The sequence below is a fragment of the Ruminobacter amylophilus genome (assembly GCF_900115655.1).
GTDB lineage: Bacteria > Pseudomonadota > Gammaproteobacteria > Enterobacterales > Succinivibrionaceae > Ruminobacter > Ruminobacter amylophilus.
This window is the reverse complement of the sequence record NZ_FOXF01000018.1, coordinates 27111-46869: the sequence shown is the minus strand read 5'-3', so window position 1 is coordinate 46869 and position 19759 is coordinate 27111. Positions and strand designations below refer to the sequence as shown.

Genomic DNA, 19759 nt, shown 5'->3' with positions numbered 1-19759 from the left:
AGGATATTCGGCTCAGGAACTTTAAGTTCCTTTCCTTCAGACTTATCGGCGGTTCCTTCAAAGCCTGCCTCGGCAAGTTCGTTTAAAAGCTCCCCGGCATCAATCTTGTCATCGTAAACCAGAGCTCCTTCAGCGGTTACCGTGAAGTCTCCAATCACAAAATTGGTGGTCGGCATGCCCTGGTATTCAGCCTTGATTCCGGTAATCCTTGAGATAGCCTTGACCAGTTCCTTGCGCTCTGCGCCTTTGAGGTTAAAATCGATCTTCATCGTTATGTCTCCATGTTTGTGTTCGTTTTCGTTAGGGACATATTTGCTCTGTCAAAACACTATATCAAGTCAATTTGTGGAACTAAAACAACTATATTTAGTGTTACTTGACTACCATCAACTAATGTTTTTCTGCGTGCTGAACAATGCCCGAAAGGACATAAACAGCACACGGCAGGGCGATACCGTTGCCCCACATTTTGTATTCCGCAGAATCGCTGTGAGGGTTTGCGAGCCATTTTCTGATTTGGAGATCTGACTTCGGTTTTGATGCTCCGCTTACCACATTACGGTGGGTTTCGGATACACTGCGCCAGAACTCCATGTCATGTTCAGACGGATTTGCAGTTCCGAGATGCGAACACCACCAGTCGGGAAATCCCTGCAGCCTTGCACATTCCGTCGGGGTGAGTCTGCGTACAATGTAATAAGGCTCTTCGGTAACGGTCGGCGGATCTTTGAAGTCGCTTGCCACCAGTGTGTCAGCCACATCTGTATGAGCCGTAGTATGAAATGATGCCTTGCTGGTGGTGTAGACCGGCTGTGCCACCGCATTGGGACCTCTTGCCGTCATGGTGGGTTCTGACTCCTCCGTAACTGAAAAATCGTACTTTGCATTCTTTCCCTGATTGAAGGATGCCCGATCAAGCCCGTAGGCAGGTTCAGCCACGAAGTTCTCCTCGGGGTTTGAGAGCATCTGGCTTGACGGACCTTTGGGACCGTCATTGGCTGACAGAGTGCCGTGAACTTCAGAGAAAGCCACCGCATGACGCTCAGTGGTATTAAGCGTGTACATGGTTTCCGATTCCCTCCATCCGTCACCATGATGTGAAGGCCTCATGCCGTTGCCCTCAATTACCACCATGCCTCCCTGATTTCTGCAGGGAGACTGACAGGAAGTATCGATGGTTCGGGAAGTCTCAGCCTCGTAGAAACCGCTCTTCGGATTGGCTGATTTCATGGCATTGCTGTCTTTCGAGCAGATGCCGAATACTTTAGGTTTCATGGTTTATCCTCCACCACAAAGGGCTGATTGTTGCCGCCGGTGCCGTAGGTTGAAAGCACCGTCTGAGCCACATCAAGCGGACCGCGGAAACGGCAATCCTGCGAGTGGTTCTCAAATACAAGCGGAGGGTGATGGCTTTCGGCACGGAGAGTGGCGGTTCGTTCATGCGTCACGTCCATGCGTTCACCTCCCTGATCGTTCAGACACACCGTGCCTGTCTTTTCAGAGCCTTCTCCAGCACCTCCGGCAGAACCTTGCCTCTCGCTGAAGCTCTGTGGAGGATCCCAAGGCATGCCTTCTGACTCAAATAATATTTTTCCGGCACACCCGTCTGTAAAATCTGCGACAAGGTAGATGCGCTTTCGGCGCTGTGGAACTCCGAAGTGTTCCGCATTAAGCACCCTCCAGGCGACTGAGTAACCGTCACCCACGATTTCTCCGGCATTGAGCCATTTTTTAACTGAAGGGACAGATACGGTTTCATCAGCGATGCCGCATATGCTTTCGAGCACACAGCGGAAGTCTTCTCCGCCGTTGGAGCTGAGGGCTCCCGGTACGTTCTCCCACACGATGTATTTCGGATATTCGCCATTGGTGGCTCTCCTCATTTCTCTGATTATTCTGACAGCCTCATGAAACAGACCGGAACGGCTGCCGCTTAAACCTTCACGCTTTCCAGCGATACTCATATCCTGGCACGGACTTCCGAAGGTGATGATGTCTACCGGTTCAACTTTGCCGCCGTCCATTTCACAGATGTTGCCGTAATGCTTCATCCATGGAAGGTTTCTGGTGGTTACTCTGATTGGGTAGCATTCCACTTCGCTCGCCCAGATCGGTACAATGCCGGAAAGAAGTCCCGCAAGAGGGAATCCCCCGGAGCCGTCAAAAAGGCTGCCGAGGGTTAATTTACTCACCGCCATCTGTCTGCTCCTCCGGTATCTCCACATCGGAGTAATTAAGTTTCTTTCCGTCACGAATGACATACACGTCATCAGCACTGCCGCCTTTAAACTCGATGTATCTTTTCACCGCCACGTCTACGAACTTCGGTTCAATTTCCACTCCGTAGCAGATGCGTTCAGTCTGCTCGCAGGCCATCAGCGTTGAGGCTGAGCCGAGGAATCCGTCAAGGACGATGCCGTTAGTCTGGGTGGAAAGTTTTACGAGATAGGCAATGAGAGGTACCGGCTTGCTGCTCGGATGCCCGAAACCGTCCTCCTTCGAGTTTCTGATGCCATCAAACTCAAACACCACGGTCTGCTTCTGATCTCCATACCATTTGTGGGTACCGTCCTTGCGCCAGCCGTAGATGATTGGCTCCATGTTGTACTTCCAGTCGGTTCTCGAAAGCGGGAACCTCGGCTTTTTCCAAATCAGACCGGCACCAACCTTGAACCCTGCATCCTCAAAGGCATCATAGAAAATGCGGGACTTGGAGGTGGCGTAGAACTCATAGAAGGAGGCATCCCTGGCCATGCTGTTTTTGAAGTTGGCGAAGACCTTCATCAGAAACTCATAGGCTGACTTATCGTCCAGATTGTCGTTTCTGATTTTCCCGGAGGCATTCTGTAAATCCACGAAGTACGGAGCATCGGTGCAGACCAGATTGACCTTCACGTCCCCGAGCAGATTCTGATAGGTTTCGGGCAGAGTGGAATCACCGCAGATTACGGTGTGTCTGCCAAGGTGCCATACGTCCCCGGTTTTGGAGAAACACGGTTTCTGCAGCTCTGCCTCCACATCGAAGTCATCCTCTTCCCCCTCGGCATCGGTGGCAAATAGCTCTGCGAGTTCGTCTTCGGAAAAGCCTGTCATGGAAAGATCAAAGCCTAAGTCCTGCAGTTCCTGCATCTCCACGGCCAGCAGTTCTTCATCCCAGCCGGCATCCAGGGCCATGCGGTTATCTGCCAGAATGTACGCCTTCTTCTGTGCCTCGGTGAGGTGGTCGGCAAAGACGCACGGCACCTCGGGAATGTTCTCAGCTTTTGCCGCCTGTATTCTTCCGTGCCCGGCGAGGACGTTAAAGTCCCGGTCGATGATCACCGGATTCACAAAACCAAACTCTCTGAGAGAGGAGCGGAGTTTCATGATCTGCTCCGGTGAATGTGTACGTGCATTGTTCACATAAGGGATCAGCTTATCGGTGCTGACCAGCTGAAATTCTGTAGTTGTCTTCATCAGAAAAGCCCCCATTCCGCAAACTTCTCAAAACCGCCTAACGAGGCGATGTGGTTCCAGGCAATGTCCATCAGCTCGCTGTAGGAGTGACCGTCAATCTCCTCATCCCCGATGGCACAGCTGAGTTCTACAGTCTCGCCTGTTTCCTGCGCCTTCAGAAAAGTGTAGATGTTCAAAGTCACATCCGCTTTTGACAGGTCCTTGCCGTGCAGTCCCCCGCCGGTTACCGAATCAGCCATGTCGCTGCCGAGCTTGCGGTTGGTGGCTCCCGTATCTGCATCGGTGCCGCCTGTCCAGTCACCAAGAGGATTAACCTCGGCATGAGGGTACTGTTTCAGAATTGCAGTTCTGTCTGCGTTGCTCTGGCAGATGATGAGACGTTCATCATCGAGGATGTATTTGCCGTCAGTCGGGAACTGCTCGTAAAGATCACGTGCGATACTTGAAATCATCGCCTGCTCAACATTGAGCGGAACTCCCCTGAATATGCCGTTGTCTCCGCAACGGAAAGTCCCCTTCTGGTTGTCAGCAAGATGTCTGTCCTGCGGAACAATCTGAATATCCGGCTCAACCTTTCCGGCAATGCGGAAGATGGCTGCCCTGATTTTGTCTTCAGAAAGCTCTGTATCAGTTTCGATAATCACATGGCATCTGCCGTGACCAATCAGCACCTCAACGGCAATCCTCGGATTGGCCTCCTGCGCATAGGCGATGTCCACAATGGCACCGGCAATGCGATCTGCTATTTTGTCCGGATGGGACGGGTTCACTTTCTCAATCATGTCTTAAATTCCTTAATTCTTTCTTGAACGGAGCAGACGCTCCATCATGTCATCAGCAGGATTCGATGCTCCCGCCACATCCGCAGAGCAGTTTTCCTTCACGATGCTGTAAATCTGAAACCAGAGCTGGCTGGTCTGTTTCTGATAGCTGTGGCTCATGGCCACAAAGGGACTCTGAATCACCGAGCTCGGGCATGTCGGGTGCTTGCCGCACAGACCGAACTTCGTTACTGCCTGTTCACACTGTTTCCATCTGGCAAATGCCACTGAATACTGCTCGATGAGTTCGGAACTCACCAGACGGTCACAGCCGAGTCCGGCAAGCCATCTGTAGGTTTTGGTGTAGGTTTCGGCAGCACCGAGCGGTTTCCCGTCCCGCTGTAGTTCCGAGAGGTATTCATCCGGGCGGGGTATGTCAGTCCCTTCCGGCTCTTCACCGTCATCTGATGCGATGTCCGGTATGTCGATCTTCGTTATGTCGCGGTGTCCGAGATTGCCCTCAAGAAGTTTCTCCTGGAGAGCCTTAGGTTTTCGTCCGGCACCCACTCGGGCACCGCCGCGGTTGGTTCCGTCTTTGGCCATTTAAAAATTCCTGATGTTTGAAAAAAAAGCCCGCACAGAAAACGGGCTGAAAGCCTGCTAATCAACGGTAGAGCACAGCCGGGCCGGGGTTATTACCCTGTTTGAAACTGCGTTTTTCTGCGTGGAGGGAGGGGCCCGAAGCTTTTTGGTTAAAATTTCAGCGATTTTGACCGCCCCTGGGGGTCTAAAGCGGGATAATCATCACTTTTGTGAATCGTAATCCTTTACTTTCCTGCTCCATCTGTCGCCCATTTCGCCGTGAATCCTGGCATGACAGGCTTTGCATACAGCCTTGAGGTTGCTGATGTCGTGAGTTCCGCCCTGGGAAAGCGGTTTAATGTGGTGAACTGCCTCGGTTGGTGTATATCTTCCTTCCGCAAGGCAGACCTCGCAGAAAGGATGCTCGGAGGCATAGGCTTTTCGGATTACTGTCCATGCTTTACCGTAGCGTTTCCGGGCTTCCGGATCACGCTGGTACTTCTCGTAGCGTCTTGCTTCTGCTTTGGCATGCTCCTCGCAGAACCTTCCGTCAGTGAGTCTCGGACATCCCGGGAAGGAGCATGGTCGTTTCGGTCTTCTTGGCATGGTTTTCTCCGGGCATAAAAAAAGCTCCACCACCGACAGGAAGCAGAGCTGAAAATGAAAAAGCTCCAAGGGAATACCTCAGAGCTTTCATAGTTCGTTTCATTACGTCGATTATAATAGTATCAAGACTTCATAGTGTCTTTCCATGTCTTTTAGTGCCCTCAGGAAAAAAATTTTAATTCCCTTAATGCTTTCCCGTGCAGCTTGTGAATGTACCGCAATTCATAGTTCATATCTTCGGCAATCTTCTCCCAGGTTTCACAAAATACATATCGCTTAACCAGAAGATCTTCATAGTCATAATTCCCGATTTTATGGATGGCACGGGTGATGGCACACTTCACATCAACGAGATCAGCCATGGCATCACTGAGTTCCTTCTGCAGATCGATAATTTTCTGAGTACAATCTTCCAGTTTGTAATTCTCGGTGGTGCTCTTAGGCATGTCAGAATAAGTAACGCTGCAGTTGTTTACCAGACTTCTGTAATGCTCAATTTCATTCGTCAGATTGCGCACGTGGCGTTCCAGGTTGATGCCTCTTGATAAAAATTCCTTTGCGTTCATTTACACCTCCGCCTTAACCGCATCAATCAGTGCGTTCTGAGTTAATTCCTTTTTCGACAATGCTTTCAGCACCCGTTCATCAATGGTTCCCTTGGCAATGATGTGCTGAATCACCACGGTTCCCGCCGTCTGTCCCTGTCGCCACAGTCTGGCATTGGTCTGCTGATACAGTTCCAGCGACCAGGTAAGACCAAACCACACCAAAGTCGAACCGCCGGACTGAAGGTTTAAGCCGTGACCAGCTGACGCCGGGTGAATTAAAGCCACCGGGATCTTTCCGGCATTCCAGTCAGTGATGTCTTTTGAGGTCTTAATCTCCCGGACATCAAACCTCTTTCTGATCCTCTCAAGGTCGTGCTTAAACCAGTAAGCCACCAGGATAGGATTGCCGTTAGCTGATTCGATGATGTCCTCCAGGGCATCAAGCTTTCTGCTGTGGATCTCGATGATGTTTTTCTCGTCATCGTAGATTGCGCCGTTGGCAAGCTGACTCAGCTTATTGGTTAGTGCTGCGGCATTAGCTGCGGTAATCTCTCCGTCAGATGCAGTCAGCACCAGCTCAGTCTTAAGACTTTCGTACTGCTTACGCTCATCCGGGGATAACATCACCTCGTACTGGGAGCTGATAAGCTCCGGCATCTTCAGATGGTCAGTACACTTCATGGAGATGGTGATATCTGAGATGCGGCGGTAGATTTCCTCCTCGGCATAAGGTCTCGGCTTATAAGAAAACACCTGCTGACCGTTCCTCTTGTCCGGCATGAAGAACGCCTCTCTGTATCTCGTGATGAACTTTCCCAGGCGTTCGCCCATGTCAAGGAGGCGGAACTCAGACCACAGATCCATCAGGCCGTTTGATGATGGTGTACCTGTGAGACCAACAATACGCTTCACCTTAGGACGTACCTTCTGCAGAGCCTTGAAACGTTTGGTTGAATGGTTCTTGAAGGATGACAGCTCGTCAATAACCACCATGTCGTAGTCAAAGTCATTGTTCTCAACCAGCCATTCCACGTTCTCACGGTTGATGATGGTGATGTCGGCATTCCTGGCAAGAGCCGCTTTGCGTTCTGCCAGAGTTCCAACAGCCACTGAAAAAGTGAGGTGTTTGAGGTGCTCCCATTTGGAAAGCTCCAATGGCCAACTGTCCCGTGCGACTCTTAAGGGGGCAATTATCAGAATTCTGTGAACCTCAAAAGAGTCAAACAGAAGGTCAGCAATTGCAGTGAGGGAAATAACGCTCTTGCCCATGCCGCAGTCTAAGAGAATGGCTGCGCACGGATGCTCCTCGATAAAGTTCACACTGAACTTCTGGTAGTCGTGAAGACTGGTTCTATCCGGCAAGTTCATCAAGTATTCCTCCTATCTGTTCAATTCCGTCAATCACATACACCCTGAAACCTAATCGCCTTAACATCTCATGCCTTGCTGCCTGCAGTGCTCTCGGTTTCATTCCCGGTGCTTTAAGCTCTGCAAAGGCCATCATTCCGCCCGGCATCAGGATCAGCCTGTCAGGCATTCCCGCAAAGGAGGGAGACACGAACTTCGGTGCGATTCCTCCCCGGCTTTTTGCCATCAGCGTGAGTTTCCGTTCAATCTGCTTTTCCGAACATCTCATCAACCATCTCCTTTGCCATCTCAACTACCTTCGCATCTACAGGACTTCTATTACTGATATCCGGGGCACCGTAAAACACATCAAGATAATCGTCTGAAAGACCGGGAACGTTCCTAAACATGCAACCTTCGAGGCGTGAACAAATCTCACGCAGTTTGCCCTCCATCGACCTCATCTTTGCTCTGTCGTTCGGGGATAACAGCGGATAGGCATCGACCATCGTCCCCACAAAAAGAGACTTAAGTACCCGCATCTTTGCACCGCATCTCATAAAATCTTCAATTTTTCTTTTTTTCATTTCTAATTCCTTCAGTGGACAGGAAGGACGGACAGAGCCATTTTTTCCTATTAATACGTATACGTGTATATTTGCCTTTTAGAACTCTATTTAAAGCCTTTTTGCTCTATATAGAAGATCTTGTCCGTCCGTCCCATAATGATTACTTTTTAACCTTTAGCCTTAGGACATTTTTCGGGATGCGGGACAGGCTGTTTCTGACCTGTCCTGACATAAACCCTCTGTCTGCCGTAGAAAGGCAGAGGTCTTCTGTCATTGGTGCGCTCCCACCCGTCCAGCCGTTTCATCATGGCTGCGATGTTGTAGCTGTCTTTAGCCTGAATATCCTCGGGGCGTTTGCCGAAACACTCGCACCAGATTTCAAGGTTTGACACCTCGGTGCGCTGAACCGTACCTTTCGGACGGGTAGGATCGGTAAGGTCAAGGATGTACCCCCTTCGCTCGTGGATATCCAGACTGTTCCAGTTGGCAGGCAGAGGGGTATCAAGGTACTCCTGCAGCAGACCTTCACGATCATCCTGCTCCATGGCAAGTCTCTGTTCCTCCTCCGCAAAGGACTCAAGATGATGCGGCAGATAAAGCTCCTGGCCGTTCTCGCACATCACCTTCACCTCCGCCCAGATCTGCTCGACTATCTCCGGGGTTAAATCCCATGGCTTGTATCTGCCCCTGCCTGTAACCTTCACGTTCCAGAATCTGCGGTTGCCCGTAATGTCTCTCAAGTAGCCGGTTTCACTGTTGGTGGTACCGAAGAAAAGACACTGTCTCGGATGCGTCACAGCACGTTTGGCGAATGCGGCACGATACTGATCGTCACGTCTGGAGATAAAGGCCTTAACCTTGTCGATATCGGCCTTTTTCATGCCCGCAAGTTCGCTTATTTCGTGGAACCACACCCCCTGCAGTTTCTCGGCTGCAGTCTTGTCGTTCATGTCGAATATAGTCAGACAGTCGGAATAAAACCCCATGCTCAGAATAAGAATGATGGTTGACTTGCCTATGCCCTGCGGACCGTTGAGGATTAAGATCTGATCGTACTTAATCCCTGGAACATAGATTCTTTTGTACCCGGCACACAGATGGATGCGGGTAACCGTCCGGGTGTATTCGTTATCCTCAGCTCCCAGGTAGTCAATCAGCAGTGTTTGAACACGCTTGACTCCGTCCCACGGTTTCAGACTTTCAAACCGCAGCTTGATGGGATGATAGCCTCTGTCATCCGCCACTTTGGTTACCGCAATGTTGAGGTTTCTGTCGGAAAAACAGCCGTAGTAATCCTCCAGGTAGCACACCAGATGTGCATCATCCACATCACGCCAGAATCCCCCGGGATGTTTCCATGGAACATTCCCCACGATCTCAAGGTTATCTGCCAGCTGATTGAACCGGATACACTTGAGATTCTTATCCCTGGTAAGGATCAGCCGGAGGTTGTAGGTGCAGTTCTCCAGCTCGGTACTGCGGCTCTTGTATTTAAGTTTCTTTTTCCATTCGTCATCGCCTTCAATTTCCGGATCTGCGAAGTCGCTCTTTGCCTCAGCTATACGCTCATTGGCCAGAGCCACCCTCACTTCATCCTGCTGCATGGCAAAATCGCACATTGCCTTGAAGGAGGCCTTTTCGTCGAGATCCTTGAATAGACCTAGCCTTACTGCATCAAAGGCATTGCACAGGATCTGATATGCGGGATCTTTGGCATGAAAGGAAATAATGAACTTATCCTCGATGACAATTACACCGGCAGTGCTGCCGGAGCCGATCAGGTGATAGCGGTTATCACTCTGAGTTGCCTCATACTTATTTGCAAGAAAGGTATCAACCGCCTTGTTAATCGGGAAATAGACCCGGTTGAATACACCCACGATGCCGGTTTTGGTCAGAGGATCCTGAACCTGTTTTCCTGCATTCTCGTGAGGTTTTCTTTCCCTTGAAGATCTCGGAAGTTTCAGAGGATCCTGCCATTCCGGGTACTGAGCCAGAAACCTGTCGGGATCTAGCCATTCCTTTTCCACTTCCTTAAAGATGTATTCTCCGTCACTGGGAGTGCTCGGCAGAAACATCAGCTGATTGACTCTGAATGAACACTCGTCGAACTGCTCAATGCCTAACTGCTGGGCCAGATATCTGGCTATAGCCTGAAACTCATCCGGGGTTACATCCCTTGTAAGAGGAATAACGACCCTTGCCCGGGGAGCCTTCGGTGTATGTCCGTGGGTGGTGTAAAGGAACGAGGTATAGGGAACCCTGTTTTCAAAGTCATCAATAAAGCCATGTTCGAGCATGTCACCGTCAAGCATTATTGCGGATCGGCTTTTGACCTTATCTATCTGTCTGATCCCGTCAATAAGCACACCTGCAACAATACCGCCGTGATCTTTGGCTTCAGTCTTTTCGTCACGGCTCATATGAGCATACTGGGCAACCGTCTCCGAAGTACGGTAGCTTTTTCTGAACCTGTCTTTCAGCTCTCCGTACCCAGTAGTCTGATTCGCCCATTTATAAGCCTTGCAGCTGTTGGCGCAGGCTATATTAAGTTTTCTCATTAAACCTCCTTAAACCTAAAGACACTGGTCATGGATGGCATCACAGGCAAAGTTGAGAGCCTTCCTGACTGCGTCAACCCCGTCATCACCGCTGGCGGCAATTTCAAAGCCCACGACCCTTTTCTTTTCATCGAACATAGGAAGAAAGCAGAAATCACCACCCAGGCTTTCAAGTGAGATAAATGCTCTGCCACCTCTGCCGCGTTTTTTACCGCCCTTAAATCCAGTGGTTCCTGCCTCAATGCGAAGTCCGGCTGTCTTACGTTCAAAGGTCTTAAACAAGACCCCGTTAACGCACGCATGTTTTTCTCTTATTGCGTACATTCGAGTTCTCCTCTGTTTGTTAATAAAAAAGTCCCGGCGGCAGGGACAATCTGCCGCTCTACCCTCTATGTTCAGCAGGAGCGATTTCCGACAAAAAATTCTTAAAAAAAAAATTAATAAAGCGGTTTTCGGCCGGAAAACGGGGAATCAGAAAAAATTTGAAGAAGATTTGTCGGATTCATCTTCTGCTGAACATAAGTAGGTGAAGGCCGAAACAGTGCTGAAAAAAAAACTGAAATTTTTTTTGTTAGTTTTGCCTTCTGCTGAACATGAGTAGATGAAGGCCGAAACGGTGCTGAAAAAATCTGAAATTTTTTTTGTCGGTTTTGCCTTCTGCTGAACATAAGTAGGTGAAGGCCGAAACAGCACTGAAAAAAATCTGAAATTTTTTTTGTCGTTTTCACCTTCTGCTGAACATAGGTAGTGAGGGCACTTAAAACCGCCCCGCTGAAATTGAAACAAACTTATGAGGTCAATCCCATGAAAAAGAAAGACATTACTGTTCTTATCGATGGATTCCGCAGGCTGAGTGCGGATGCCGCTGAAATAGCTGAACTGCTTTCAGGCACGGAAACATCTTCTAAAAAGACAGCTGAAGTTCAGACTGAACCCGAAACTCCGGCTTCCGCTGCCGAGGAAACTCAGGTCAAGGTTTACACCTTCGAGGAAGTACGAGGCATTCTCTCCGACAAGGCCAGATCCGGTTTCAGAGCCGAGGTTAAGGCACTGCTGACCTCTCACGGAGTAAAGCAGTTATCCGATATTACCGATCCTGCTGTATTTGCAGAGCTGGTAGCTGAAGCGGAGGTACTGGGTAATGGCTAAACACGCTTATCTGTCAGCGTCAGCCAGTCACCGCTGGTTAGCCTGTCCCCCGAGTGCAAAGCTCTGCGCTGAACTTGAAGATCAGTCAAGCCCGTATGCACAGCAGGGAACAGACGCTCACGAACTCTGTGAGTATCTGGTGACTAAGGCTCTTGGACGAGATGCAAGTGATCCGACTCCGCACCTCTCCTTCTATGACGCGGAAATGCAGGAGTCTGCTGATGGCTACTGCGGCTTTGTCATGGAGCACGTTTCCGCAGCGAAGGAACACTGTTCAGATCCGCTGGTATGCGTTGAGCAGAGACTCGACTTCTCCAGGTGGGTAAAGGACGGATTCGGTACCGGAGACTGCGTGATTGTGGCTGATGATCTGCTGCACATCATCGATCTGAAATACGGCGTCGGTGTTCTTGTAACGGCATCCGGAGAAGACGGTACCGGGAACAGTCAGCTTAAATGCTATGCCCTTGGTGCTCTTGATACCTTCGGTGCTCTTTATGACATCAGGCGTATCAGACTCAGCATCTATCAGCCGAGACGAGACAATGTAGACACCTATGAAATGTCTGCCGACGAACTGCTGAAATGGGCTGATGAGGTACTGAAACCGACAGCCGAGCTGGCTTATGAAGGCGGCGGTGAGTTCCATGCAGGAGATCACTGTCAGTTCTGCAAGCTTAAGGCTACCTGCAGAGCACGCGCTGAATACAGCATGGAGCTGGCAAAGTACGACTTTGCCGATGCTCCGACGCTGGACAGCACCGAGATCGCGGCAATTCTGCCCCAGATAGACTCTCTGGTCTCCTGGGCAGACGACATCAAAGCCTATGCCCTTGAGCAGGCTTTATCCGGTGTCCGTTATCCGCACTTCAAGCTGGTGGAAGGCAGAAGTATTCGCAAATACACCGACGAAAATGAGGTGGCAAAGGTCGTACAGAATGCCGGGTACGATCCGTTTGAGAAAAAGCTCCTGGGAATCACTTCGATGACCAGGCAGTTAGGCAAAAAGAAGTTCGAAGAACTGTTGAGTGGGCTTGTTATAAAGCCCGTTGGTAAACCTGTGCTTGTTTCAGATACGGATCCCCGTCCTGAATTCAACACTGCAAAATCTGATTTTATAGAGGAAAACTAAGATGACAAAAAGTCCTACTAAAGTAATTACCGGTCCTAAGACCATCTTCTCTTATCTTAACGTTAACGAGCCTAAGGTTCCTATGGGCGGTGGCACTCCGAAGTACAGCGTTTCGCTGATCATTCCTAAGTCCGACACCGTGACCGTCAACAAGATCAAGGCCGCCATCAAGGCTGCCTATGATGAAGGTCAGTCCAAGCTCAAGGGCAACTCCAAGTTCGTTCCGGATCTTGATGCGCTTAAGACTCCGCTGCGTGACGGTGACAAGGATCGTAAAGGCGACGCTGCTTATGCCAACTCCTACTTCGTGAACGCCAACAGCACCACCAAGCCTGGTGTGGTTGACGCAGATCGACAGGACATCATCGATACCTCCGAGCTTTACTCTGGTATCGTCGGCAGAGCATCCATCAACTTTTACGCCTACAACTCCAACGGCAACAAGGGTATCGCCTGCGGTCTCAACAATCTGCAGAAACTCGCGGATGGTACTCCGCTTGGCGGTCACAGCCGTGCCGAGGATGACTTCGCAGATCTCGACGATGAAGACGATGAGGATTTCTTAGGTTAATCCGGTAATTTCTGAAAATCTCTGGCGGTGGGCATGCCTGCCGCCTTTATGAAAATGAGGTGTAAATATGGAAAATTCGATGGAACTCTGGCAGGTTGCCGGACTGTATCTTGTGTTCATTTCGTTCTTTGCACTTGGTGCGGTACTCGCCCATCTGGTGGCTACTGCAATCAGAAAGTTCAGAGGTAAAAGGTACGGAGGTACAGACAGATGGAATGCGGACTGACTCCCGAAGAAATTTCACTTATGAAATTTGCCTTCGGATTTGTTATCGGAACCGTGCTCGGCATCATTGCCGGCAATCTGGTTGATCTGGTGAGATACCTGTGGAACAAACGGTTACACCGTAAATAGATGTATCAGGGGCGACGGTTTATCTGCCGCCCTTTTTTAATGAGGATTGGAATTATGAAAATTGAGTTCATGTCACTGGATTTGGAAACACGAAGTAGCATAGACATTACAAAGGCTGGAGTTTACAAGTATGCTGAATCACTTGATTTCGACATTCTGCTTTTTGGGGTTTCCGTTAATGGCGGTCCCGTTGCTGTATATGACCTTGCCAGCAGCGACAAAGTACCGGAGGAAATCATCAAAGCTCTGTCAGATGATTCCGTTACCAAATGGGCCTATAACGCTTCCTTCGAGAGAGTCTGTCTGTCAGTATGGCTGAGACGGAATTATCCGCAATACTTCTCCACATACAGCATTGAGGGAGATCCGGTTCAGAAGTATTTAGATCCAGCAGCATGGAAATGTACCCTGGTATGGGCAGCCTATAACGGACTCCCCCTTTCACTTGATAAGGTTGGTGCCGTACTTGGCTTTGAGGAGCAGAAACTTAAGGAAGGAAAGGAACTTATCCGTTACTTCTGTATGCCGAGCAGAACTGCAGGACGTAAATGGAATCTGCCGGAGCATGCACCGGAGAAATGGGAACTGTTCAAAAAATACAACCGACGTGACGTCGAGGTTGAAATGCAAATACAGAGAAGGCTGAAAAATTACCTGGTACCGGATTTCGTCTGGGATGAGTATCATCTGGATCAGGAAATAAACGACCGTGGCATCATGATTGACAGACAGCTCGTAGAACAGGCTATCAGCATTGATGAACAGACCAAAAAAGACCTCATGAACAGAATGCAGAAACTTACCGGACTCGATAACCCGAACTCCGTCATGCAGCTCAAAGGCTACCTGGCAGACAACGGTCTGGAAACAGAAACATTGGGTAAAAAGGACGTTGCCGCCCTGCTTAAGTCCGTCCCGGCAGATATGGCAGAGGTACTTGAACTCCGGCTGCAACTTGCCAAAAGCAGCGTTAAAAAGTACCAGACAATGCAGAATGCTGTATGTGATGATAGCCGCTGCCACGGAATGTTTCAGTTCTACGGAGCGAACCGTTCCGGACGATGGGCAGGCAGACTGATTCAACTCCAGAATCTACCTCAGAACCACATGTCAGATTTGGAACAGGCACGTGATTTGGTGAAAGCCGGTGAATATGAAATGCTTAATATGCTGTATGATTCCGTTCCGAATGTTCTGTCAGAGTTAATCCGCACAGCATTCATCCCCCGCCCCGGTTACAAGTTTATCGTTTCTGACTTCAGTGCCATTGAGGCAAGAGTGCTGAGTCACCTGGCAGGAGAACAATGGCGAACAGATGTATTCCGCAATGGCGGTGATATCTACTGCGCCAGCGCCAGTCAGATGTTCCATGTTCCGGTAGAAAAGCACGGGGCCAACAGCCATTTAAGGCAGAAAGGTAAAATAGCGGAACTCGCCCTTGGTTACGGCGGATCTGTCGGAGCCCTTAAAGCCATGGGAGCACTAGATATGGGACTATCCGAAGATGAACTGCAACCGCTGGTCAATATGTGGAGGAACTCAAATCCGAACATAGTGTCTTTCTGGTGGCAGATAGATAATGCGGTAAAGACCGCTATTCAGTTACACACCACTGAGAAAGTCGGCTGTCTGGAATTTACCGTTAAGAACGGCATGCTGTTCATCACCCTACCTTCCGGCAGAAAGCTTGCCTACGTTCAGCCACGTATCGGCATGAACCAGTTCGGTGGCGAGAGTGTCACCTATATGGGGATTGATGCAACCAAGAAATGGAGTCGAATTGAGAGCTACGGTCCTAAGTTTGTAGAAAACATCGTTCAGGCTGTCAGCCGGGACATTCTTGCCTATGCCATGCAGACGCTGAAACACTGCTTTATCGTTGGTCACGTCCATGACGAACTCATCATAGAGTGCTCCGAGAATGTTTCCCTTAAGGCTGTCTGCGAACAAATGGGCAGAACGCCTGAGTGGATTCCAGGACTGGTTCTCAGAGCTGATGGATATGAGTGCGGGTTCTACAAAAAGGATTAAAAAATCTAATCATCGCTGCTTTTAGGCAGCGTTTTTTTGCTTTTTATTGACAATAAGCAGCAAAAGTACTATTCTAGTCCTACAAAAAAGAGGACTTAAATCATGCAAAACTCAGTCGGCGAATTCATTAAAGAACGTCGAGAAGCTTTAAACATGTCACTTAAAAAGCTAGGAGACGCCTGCGGTATAAGCGACAGTGAGCTTCTCAAAATTGAATCAGGACAAAGAAAAACTCCCAATTGGACAACACTATGCCGGATTGCACGTGTGGCTGGATTTCACCCATTTGAATTGATGTTAAAAGCTGGATACATCAACGAAGCTGATATTAATCCATCGTTTAAATTAAAAAATCTAAATCGACTAAGCATACAAGATCTAGATTTAATTCAAAGCGTGATCGATGCACAGGTTGAAAAAAATGCAAAAAAATTGGCTAACACGACAGTATTTCGAATGGGAGAATTGTTTTGTGGCCCTGGCGGTTTAGCTTGGGGAGCAACAAACGCACATATCGAAAACTCAGAATATCGTATTGTCCATGCTTGGGCAAACGATTATGACAGAGATACCTGTAATACTTACACAAAAAACATCTGCCCAGACAATCCAAACAGTGTATTTTGCGAAGATGTTCACACACTCAACATAGAAAAGTTAGGCGATATTGACGCCTTTTCGTTTGGTTTCCCTTGTAATGATTTCTCAGTAGTTGGAGAGCAAAAAGGATTTGACGGAACATTTGGTCCTCTATATACATACGGGATCAAGGTTCTCAAGAGATACCAACCGCTTTGGTTTCTCGCAGAGAATGTAGGTGGTATTCAGAGCGCAAACGAAGGAGGAGCCTTTGCAAAAATCAAGGAAGACATGATTGCTTGTGGATATCGCATATACCCTAACCTCTACAAATTTGAAGAGTATGGAATTCCACAGGCAAGACATCGTGTCATAATTGTTGGTATTAGAAACGATCTTCCTTTTGAATTCAAAATACCTAGTCCTGCACCGTATGCTAAAGTAGACAATTCATGTAAGACCGCTATTGAAATTCCACCAATTCCGGAAAATGCTGCTAACAACGAGCGAACTCGTATGAGCGAACAAGTTGTAAAGCGTCTTGAATTTATTAAACCAGGACAAAATGCTTTCACAGCAGATTTGCCAAAAGAACTCCAACTAAATATAAAAGGCGCAAGAATCAGTCAAATATACAAACGACTTGATCCGGATAAGCCTGCATATACCGTTACAGGTAGTGGAGGTGGTGGCACTCACATTTATCATTGGAGCGATCCACGTGCATTAACAAACCGTGAACGCGCTCGCTTACAAACTTTCCAAGATGATTATGTTTTTGAGGGAAGCAAGGAGTCTGTCAGAAGACAAATCGGAATGGCTGTTCCATGTCGAGGAGCTCAAATAATTTATGAAGCAATCCTTAGAACCTTTGCTCAAATAGAATACGAATCCGTAGAAGCTAACATCGAAGAGTAGCAGAAGAGAGCATGAGTCAGTCACCAAAAGTCTCATGCTCTTTTGGATTTTTCTGATTATTCCACTATAAAAAACTAGGGGATGATATACGCTGATGCATCAGGAGGAGGATTGGTCAACATGTAAGGGATAATTGATCCCCAGTCCGAACTGATATTACTGAAATGAATTCCGTAGTTCTCAGCCTGTAACTTGGCTCTCGTATTTGGGATAAAATCCCCCTTCTTAAGTCTTACCACCTTTGAATTGTTTGACAGAAGATTTTTCAAACTTACTGCACCAATTAACTCGACAGTACCTTTTGGTTCGTCTAGCTCTCTATTCCACGGCGTTCTGCACATAAATATCGCATCTGGCAAATTATTATACTTCTGATTTTGCCGCATTCTCAGTTTATCAACTTCAAATAAAAGCCATTGCCCTATTCTAGTAGACTTAATATCTACGTTCCATCCATTTATTTGGACATCAAAATCGTCCCATTCACCTCTCGGGTAAATATCAAAATTCACTGTAAAATGAAGTCCAAAGTCCTCCCTCAGCATATGAGTAATAGCAACTTCAGCCATCTTCCCTATAAGGTTATCTCTTGCAATTTCAGCTATTCTCCTTGGAACAGTATCTGATTGTCCGAATTCAATAGCTTGTTGCGATTTAGCAGATTCCTTAGAAAAATCTACGCATCGTTGCATATCATATTTGGACAAAACAATCGTCTTTATCATATTACTCCCCAAAAAACGATTATTCCTCGATTACATCATAATACACAGCCCCGTGCGGTAACTTGATATTAGGAACCCACATTTGTTTGCCTCCCCATCCCTTTTTACCGGTTACCTGATACATCGTGAGAACCGTTTTTCTAGGAAATGAACCACCAAGTTGCCAATCGTTTGGAGACAACAAAGCACCGGTTCCTTGAGCAACATCTCTGCCCCTGCGAACTATTAGGATACCTTGTGCTGCTGGTGTCTCAGCAAGCATTGTATCCAATATCGCCAAGAAGGACGTTATTTTAAAATCTGGACTTGCCTTAACATGACTCAAAATTTCTTTCATTAGACGCAAACTCACTTGATAATATGGTTCGTCATCAGAAAATGGATTGAGGAGATCAGAAATATCTTCGATAGTGTTATTGTCTGGGTCAAACGGATAATAATTTGTTCCGCCACATATAACTTCAACATGATCATTATCAAGGACATTTTTCCGTGTTGGATTCAGACCTTCAGGATAATAAATTTTTACGTCATCGATTCCCTGTTCTACTTGGGATATGATTGCGTTATTTGTTGCATTAATATCAGCAAACAACTTATACAGCTGTTCATCGATATAAACCATCATCATACTAGAATCTCGGTCGTAGCCAAACATACGACTATGTTGCCACATCGTATCAGCCTGTGGTTTTTTTGCTGTTCTAGTGTAATATATGGTCTGTAGCCTTGGAAAAGTAACCCCTCTTCCCAATGTATTCCCACCTATTATAAAATTACAGCCTTTTTCATACTCATCGCTGTCCACGTCAGCTTTACCATTCATGATAATTATTTTTATCAATTGGTTACGAACTAAATTTTGAACGAAAGCCAAGATTTCATTAAACTCTTTTTTACTGCTCTTTAAAGGGTGCAGCAAATCATATTCCTTTTTCAATTCTGCTATAAAACTACCATCAATGTTATCGAGACACCATCTCAACTGTTTCTCGATTTTATCTGCGAAACTCTGATGTACAGACTGTCTTACGCTTGGATGAATCAAACAATTACAAACAACGTCACCGGAAAGCAGAGTCTGCGCAGAAACAAGAAGATGTCGAAGTACAACATTCCGTTCAGGTTCTTTCAACCCATCAAGGTAAGTTATACAATCTGAATTACCATTTTTCGGAAAAAAGAAATCTCCACCGAGATACCCTTTTCCCGGTTTAAAATAGTGTGTAAACAGTGGATGCCAGCCTGATTGTCGTGTCTGAAGAAAAATCGCTTGCGGGGTACCTGTCACTTGCAAGTAAAGACTGCTAGATGAGCCATTCTTAATACTATCCAAATAGCGATTGATAGACGATTGACGATCTTTGTTAACAAGGGTATTTAATGATGCGGCATCTGCCTCATCATCAATAATAAACAATGGGTTGCCTTTCATAAACCCAGTCGTATTGAATACATTTGACCATAGTCGAAGCATATTGAAATTTTTTTTCAATACGACTATCACAGGTTCTTTAAGTTCGTTTGCAATAAACAATCCAGAGTCATTTTCTCCACAAACACAGAATCCATCAAGATCGCTCTTCACTCTCTCTAGGGTCTGTTCCTGCAAAATGTTGTTATCAGTAGTGAGAATAAGGAATACAGGAAAACCTAAATCAGCGGCCTTACACAGAATACCAAACACTTGTCCTGTTTTTCCAGATTGGACGTTCCCAAAAAGCAGACCAATTTCATGACTAATGAAAGAAAAATTCTTTATATGCTCATTTCCCAATTCTTCTGCTGTTTTGCTGATTGAATCTGCAAGCTGTACATTGCCTCTGCTGATTATTTTATTAAGGTATGTCTCTAAATACTTCATTTTAAA

21 protein-coding genes and 1 pseudogene are annotated in these 19759 nt (G+C 47.4%); 7 read left to right on the top strand and 15 right to left on the bottom strand.

The window, feature by feature from the left end; all coding sequences use genetic code 11:
- From BMY80_RS06170 to BMY80_RS06115, 13 genes and pseudogenes are all read right to left on the bottom strand, one after another.
- Positions 1–269, bottom strand: a pseudogene (locus BMY80_RS06170) (virulence protein); the annotation flags it as partial.
- Between the two features lie 121 nt (positions 270–390).
- Positions 391–1275: a DNA cytosine methyltransferase gene (locus BMY80_RS12085; RefSeq protein ID WP_143066469.1), complete on the bottom strand. Its 885-nt coding sequence runs from the start codon at positions 1273–1275 to the stop codon at positions 391–393.
- The gene (locus tag BMY80_RS12080; RefSeq protein WP_218140325.1) at positions 1272–2192 is read right to left on the bottom strand and encodes a DNA cytosine methyltransferase; all 921 of its coding nucleotides are present in this window, start codon (positions 2190–2192) and stop codon (positions 1272–1274) included. The genes BMY80_RS12085 and BMY80_RS12080 overlap by 4 nt, the downstream gene beginning before the upstream one ends.
- Positions 2185–3456 (bottom strand): site-specific DNA-methyltransferase, encoded by a 1272-nt coding sequence (locus tag BMY80_RS06160; RefSeq protein WP_245730068.1) that lies wholly within the window; start codon positions 3454–3456, stop codon positions 2185–2187. Before BMY80_RS06160 ends, BMY80_RS12080 begins: the two co-directional genes overlap by 8 nt.
- On the bottom strand, positions 3456–4238 hold the full coding sequence (locus BMY80_RS06155) for an S-adenosylmethionine synthetase N-terminal domain-containing protein (protein ID WP_093141948.1): 783 nt from the start codon (positions 4236–4238) through the stop codon (positions 3456–3458). Before BMY80_RS06155 ends, BMY80_RS06160 begins: the two co-directional genes overlap by 1 nt.
- A gap of 12 nt (positions 4239–4250) precedes the next feature.
- Positions 4251–4820: a terminase gene (locus BMY80_RS06150; RefSeq protein ID WP_093141945.1), complete on the bottom strand. Its 570-nt coding sequence runs from the start codon at positions 4818–4820 to the stop codon at positions 4251–4253.
- A 201-nt stretch (positions 4821–5021) separates the two neighbouring features.
- Complete coding sequence (locus tag BMY80_RS06145) at positions 5022–5405, bottom strand: HNH endonuclease signature motif containing protein (protein ID WP_093141943.1); 384 nt, start codon at positions 5403–5405, stop codon at positions 5022–5024.
- A 161-nt stretch (positions 5406–5566) separates the two neighbouring features.
- Positions 5567–5971, bottom strand: a complete 405-nt coding sequence (locus BMY80_RS06140) for a hypothetical protein (protein ID WP_093141940.1) — start codon at positions 5969–5971, stop codon at positions 5567–5569.
- Positions 5972–7321 carry a DEAD/DEAH box helicase gene (locus tag BMY80_RS06135; protein WP_093141937.1) on the bottom strand — a complete coding sequence of 450 codons (1350 nt, stop codon included), beginning with the start codon at positions 7319–7321 and terminating at the stop codon, positions 5972–5974.
- Positions 7305–7589 (bottom strand): VRR-NUC domain-containing protein, encoded by a 285-nt coding sequence (locus BMY80_RS06130; RefSeq protein WP_093141935.1) that lies wholly within the window; start codon positions 7587–7589, stop codon positions 7305–7307. The genes BMY80_RS06135 and BMY80_RS06130 overlap by 17 nt, the downstream gene beginning before the upstream one ends.
- Positions 7564–7887 (bottom strand): hypothetical protein, encoded by a 324-nt coding sequence (locus tag BMY80_RS06125; protein ID WP_093141932.1) that lies wholly within the window; start codon positions 7885–7887, stop codon positions 7564–7566. Before BMY80_RS06125 ends, BMY80_RS06130 begins: the two co-directional genes overlap by 26 nt.
- A gap of 149 nt (positions 7888–8036) precedes the next feature.
- A complete protein-coding gene (locus BMY80_RS06120) occupies positions 8037–10430 on the bottom strand; it encodes a virulence-associated E family protein (RefSeq protein WP_093141930.1) in 2394 nt (797 codons plus the stop codon).
- A gap of 15 nt (positions 10431–10445) precedes the next feature.
- A complete protein-coding gene (locus tag BMY80_RS06115; RefSeq protein ID WP_093141928.1) occupies positions 10446–10754 on the bottom strand; it encodes a hypothetical protein in 309 nt (102 codons plus the stop codon).
- Positions 10755–11234: 480 nt separating this feature from the next.
- Here BMY80_RS06115 and BMY80_RS06105 point away from each other — a divergent pair, with 480 nt between their 5' ends.
- From BMY80_RS06105 to dcm, 7 genes are all read left to right on the top strand, one after another.
- The gene (locus BMY80_RS06105) at positions 11235–11579 is read left to right on the top strand and encodes a hypothetical protein (protein ID WP_093141925.1); all 345 of its coding nucleotides are present in this window, start codon (positions 11235–11237) and stop codon (positions 11577–11579) included.
- A complete protein-coding gene (locus BMY80_RS06100) occupies positions 11572–12711 on the top strand; it encodes a DUF2800 domain-containing protein (RefSeq protein WP_093141924.1) in 1140 nt (379 codons plus the stop codon). The genes BMY80_RS06105 and BMY80_RS06100 overlap by 8 nt, the downstream gene beginning before the upstream one ends.
- 1 nt (position 12712) lies before the next feature.
- A complete protein-coding gene (locus BMY80_RS06095; RefSeq protein ID WP_093141922.1) occupies positions 12713–13282 on the top strand; it encodes a DUF2815 family protein in 570 nt (189 codons plus the stop codon).
- 67 nt (positions 13283–13349) lie between these two features.
- On the top strand, positions 13350–13508 hold the full coding sequence (locus BMY80_RS12205; RefSeq protein ID WP_177178511.1) for a hypothetical protein: 159 nt from the start codon (positions 13350–13352) through the stop codon (positions 13506–13508).
- Positions 13493–13636 (top strand): hypothetical protein, encoded by a 144-nt coding sequence (locus BMY80_RS12200; RefSeq protein ID WP_177178510.1) that lies wholly within the window; start codon positions 13493–13495, stop codon positions 13634–13636. The genes BMY80_RS12205 and BMY80_RS12200 overlap by 16 nt, the downstream gene beginning before the upstream one ends.
- 54 nt (positions 13637–13690) lie before the next feature.
- Positions 13691–15667, top strand: coding sequence for a DNA polymerase (locus BMY80_RS06090; protein ID WP_177178509.1), 1977 nt, complete (start codon positions 13691–13693; stop codon positions 15665–15667).
- Positions 15668–15769: 102 nt separating this feature from the next.
- Positions 15770–17164: a DNA (cytosine-5-)-methyltransferase gene (gene dcm / locus BMY80_RS06085; protein WP_093141919.1), complete on the top strand. Its 1395-nt coding sequence runs from the start codon at positions 15770–15772 to the stop codon at positions 17162–17164.
- A 74-nt stretch (positions 17165–17238) separates the two neighbouring features.
- Here the strand turns inward: dcm and BMY80_RS06080 are convergent, their stop codons facing one another.
- Both BMY80_RS06080 and BMY80_RS06075 read right to left on the bottom strand, forming a co-directional pair.
- Complete coding sequence (locus tag BMY80_RS06080) at positions 17239–17889, bottom strand: hypothetical protein (protein WP_093141917.1); 651 nt, start codon at positions 17887–17889, stop codon at positions 17239–17241.
- A gap of 19 nt (positions 17890–17908) precedes the next feature.
- On the bottom strand, positions 17909–19753 hold the full coding sequence (locus BMY80_RS06075; protein ID WP_093141914.1) for a Z1 domain-containing protein: 1845 nt from the start codon (positions 19751–19753) through the stop codon (positions 17909–17911).
- Positions 19754–19759: the final 6 nt, after the last annotated feature.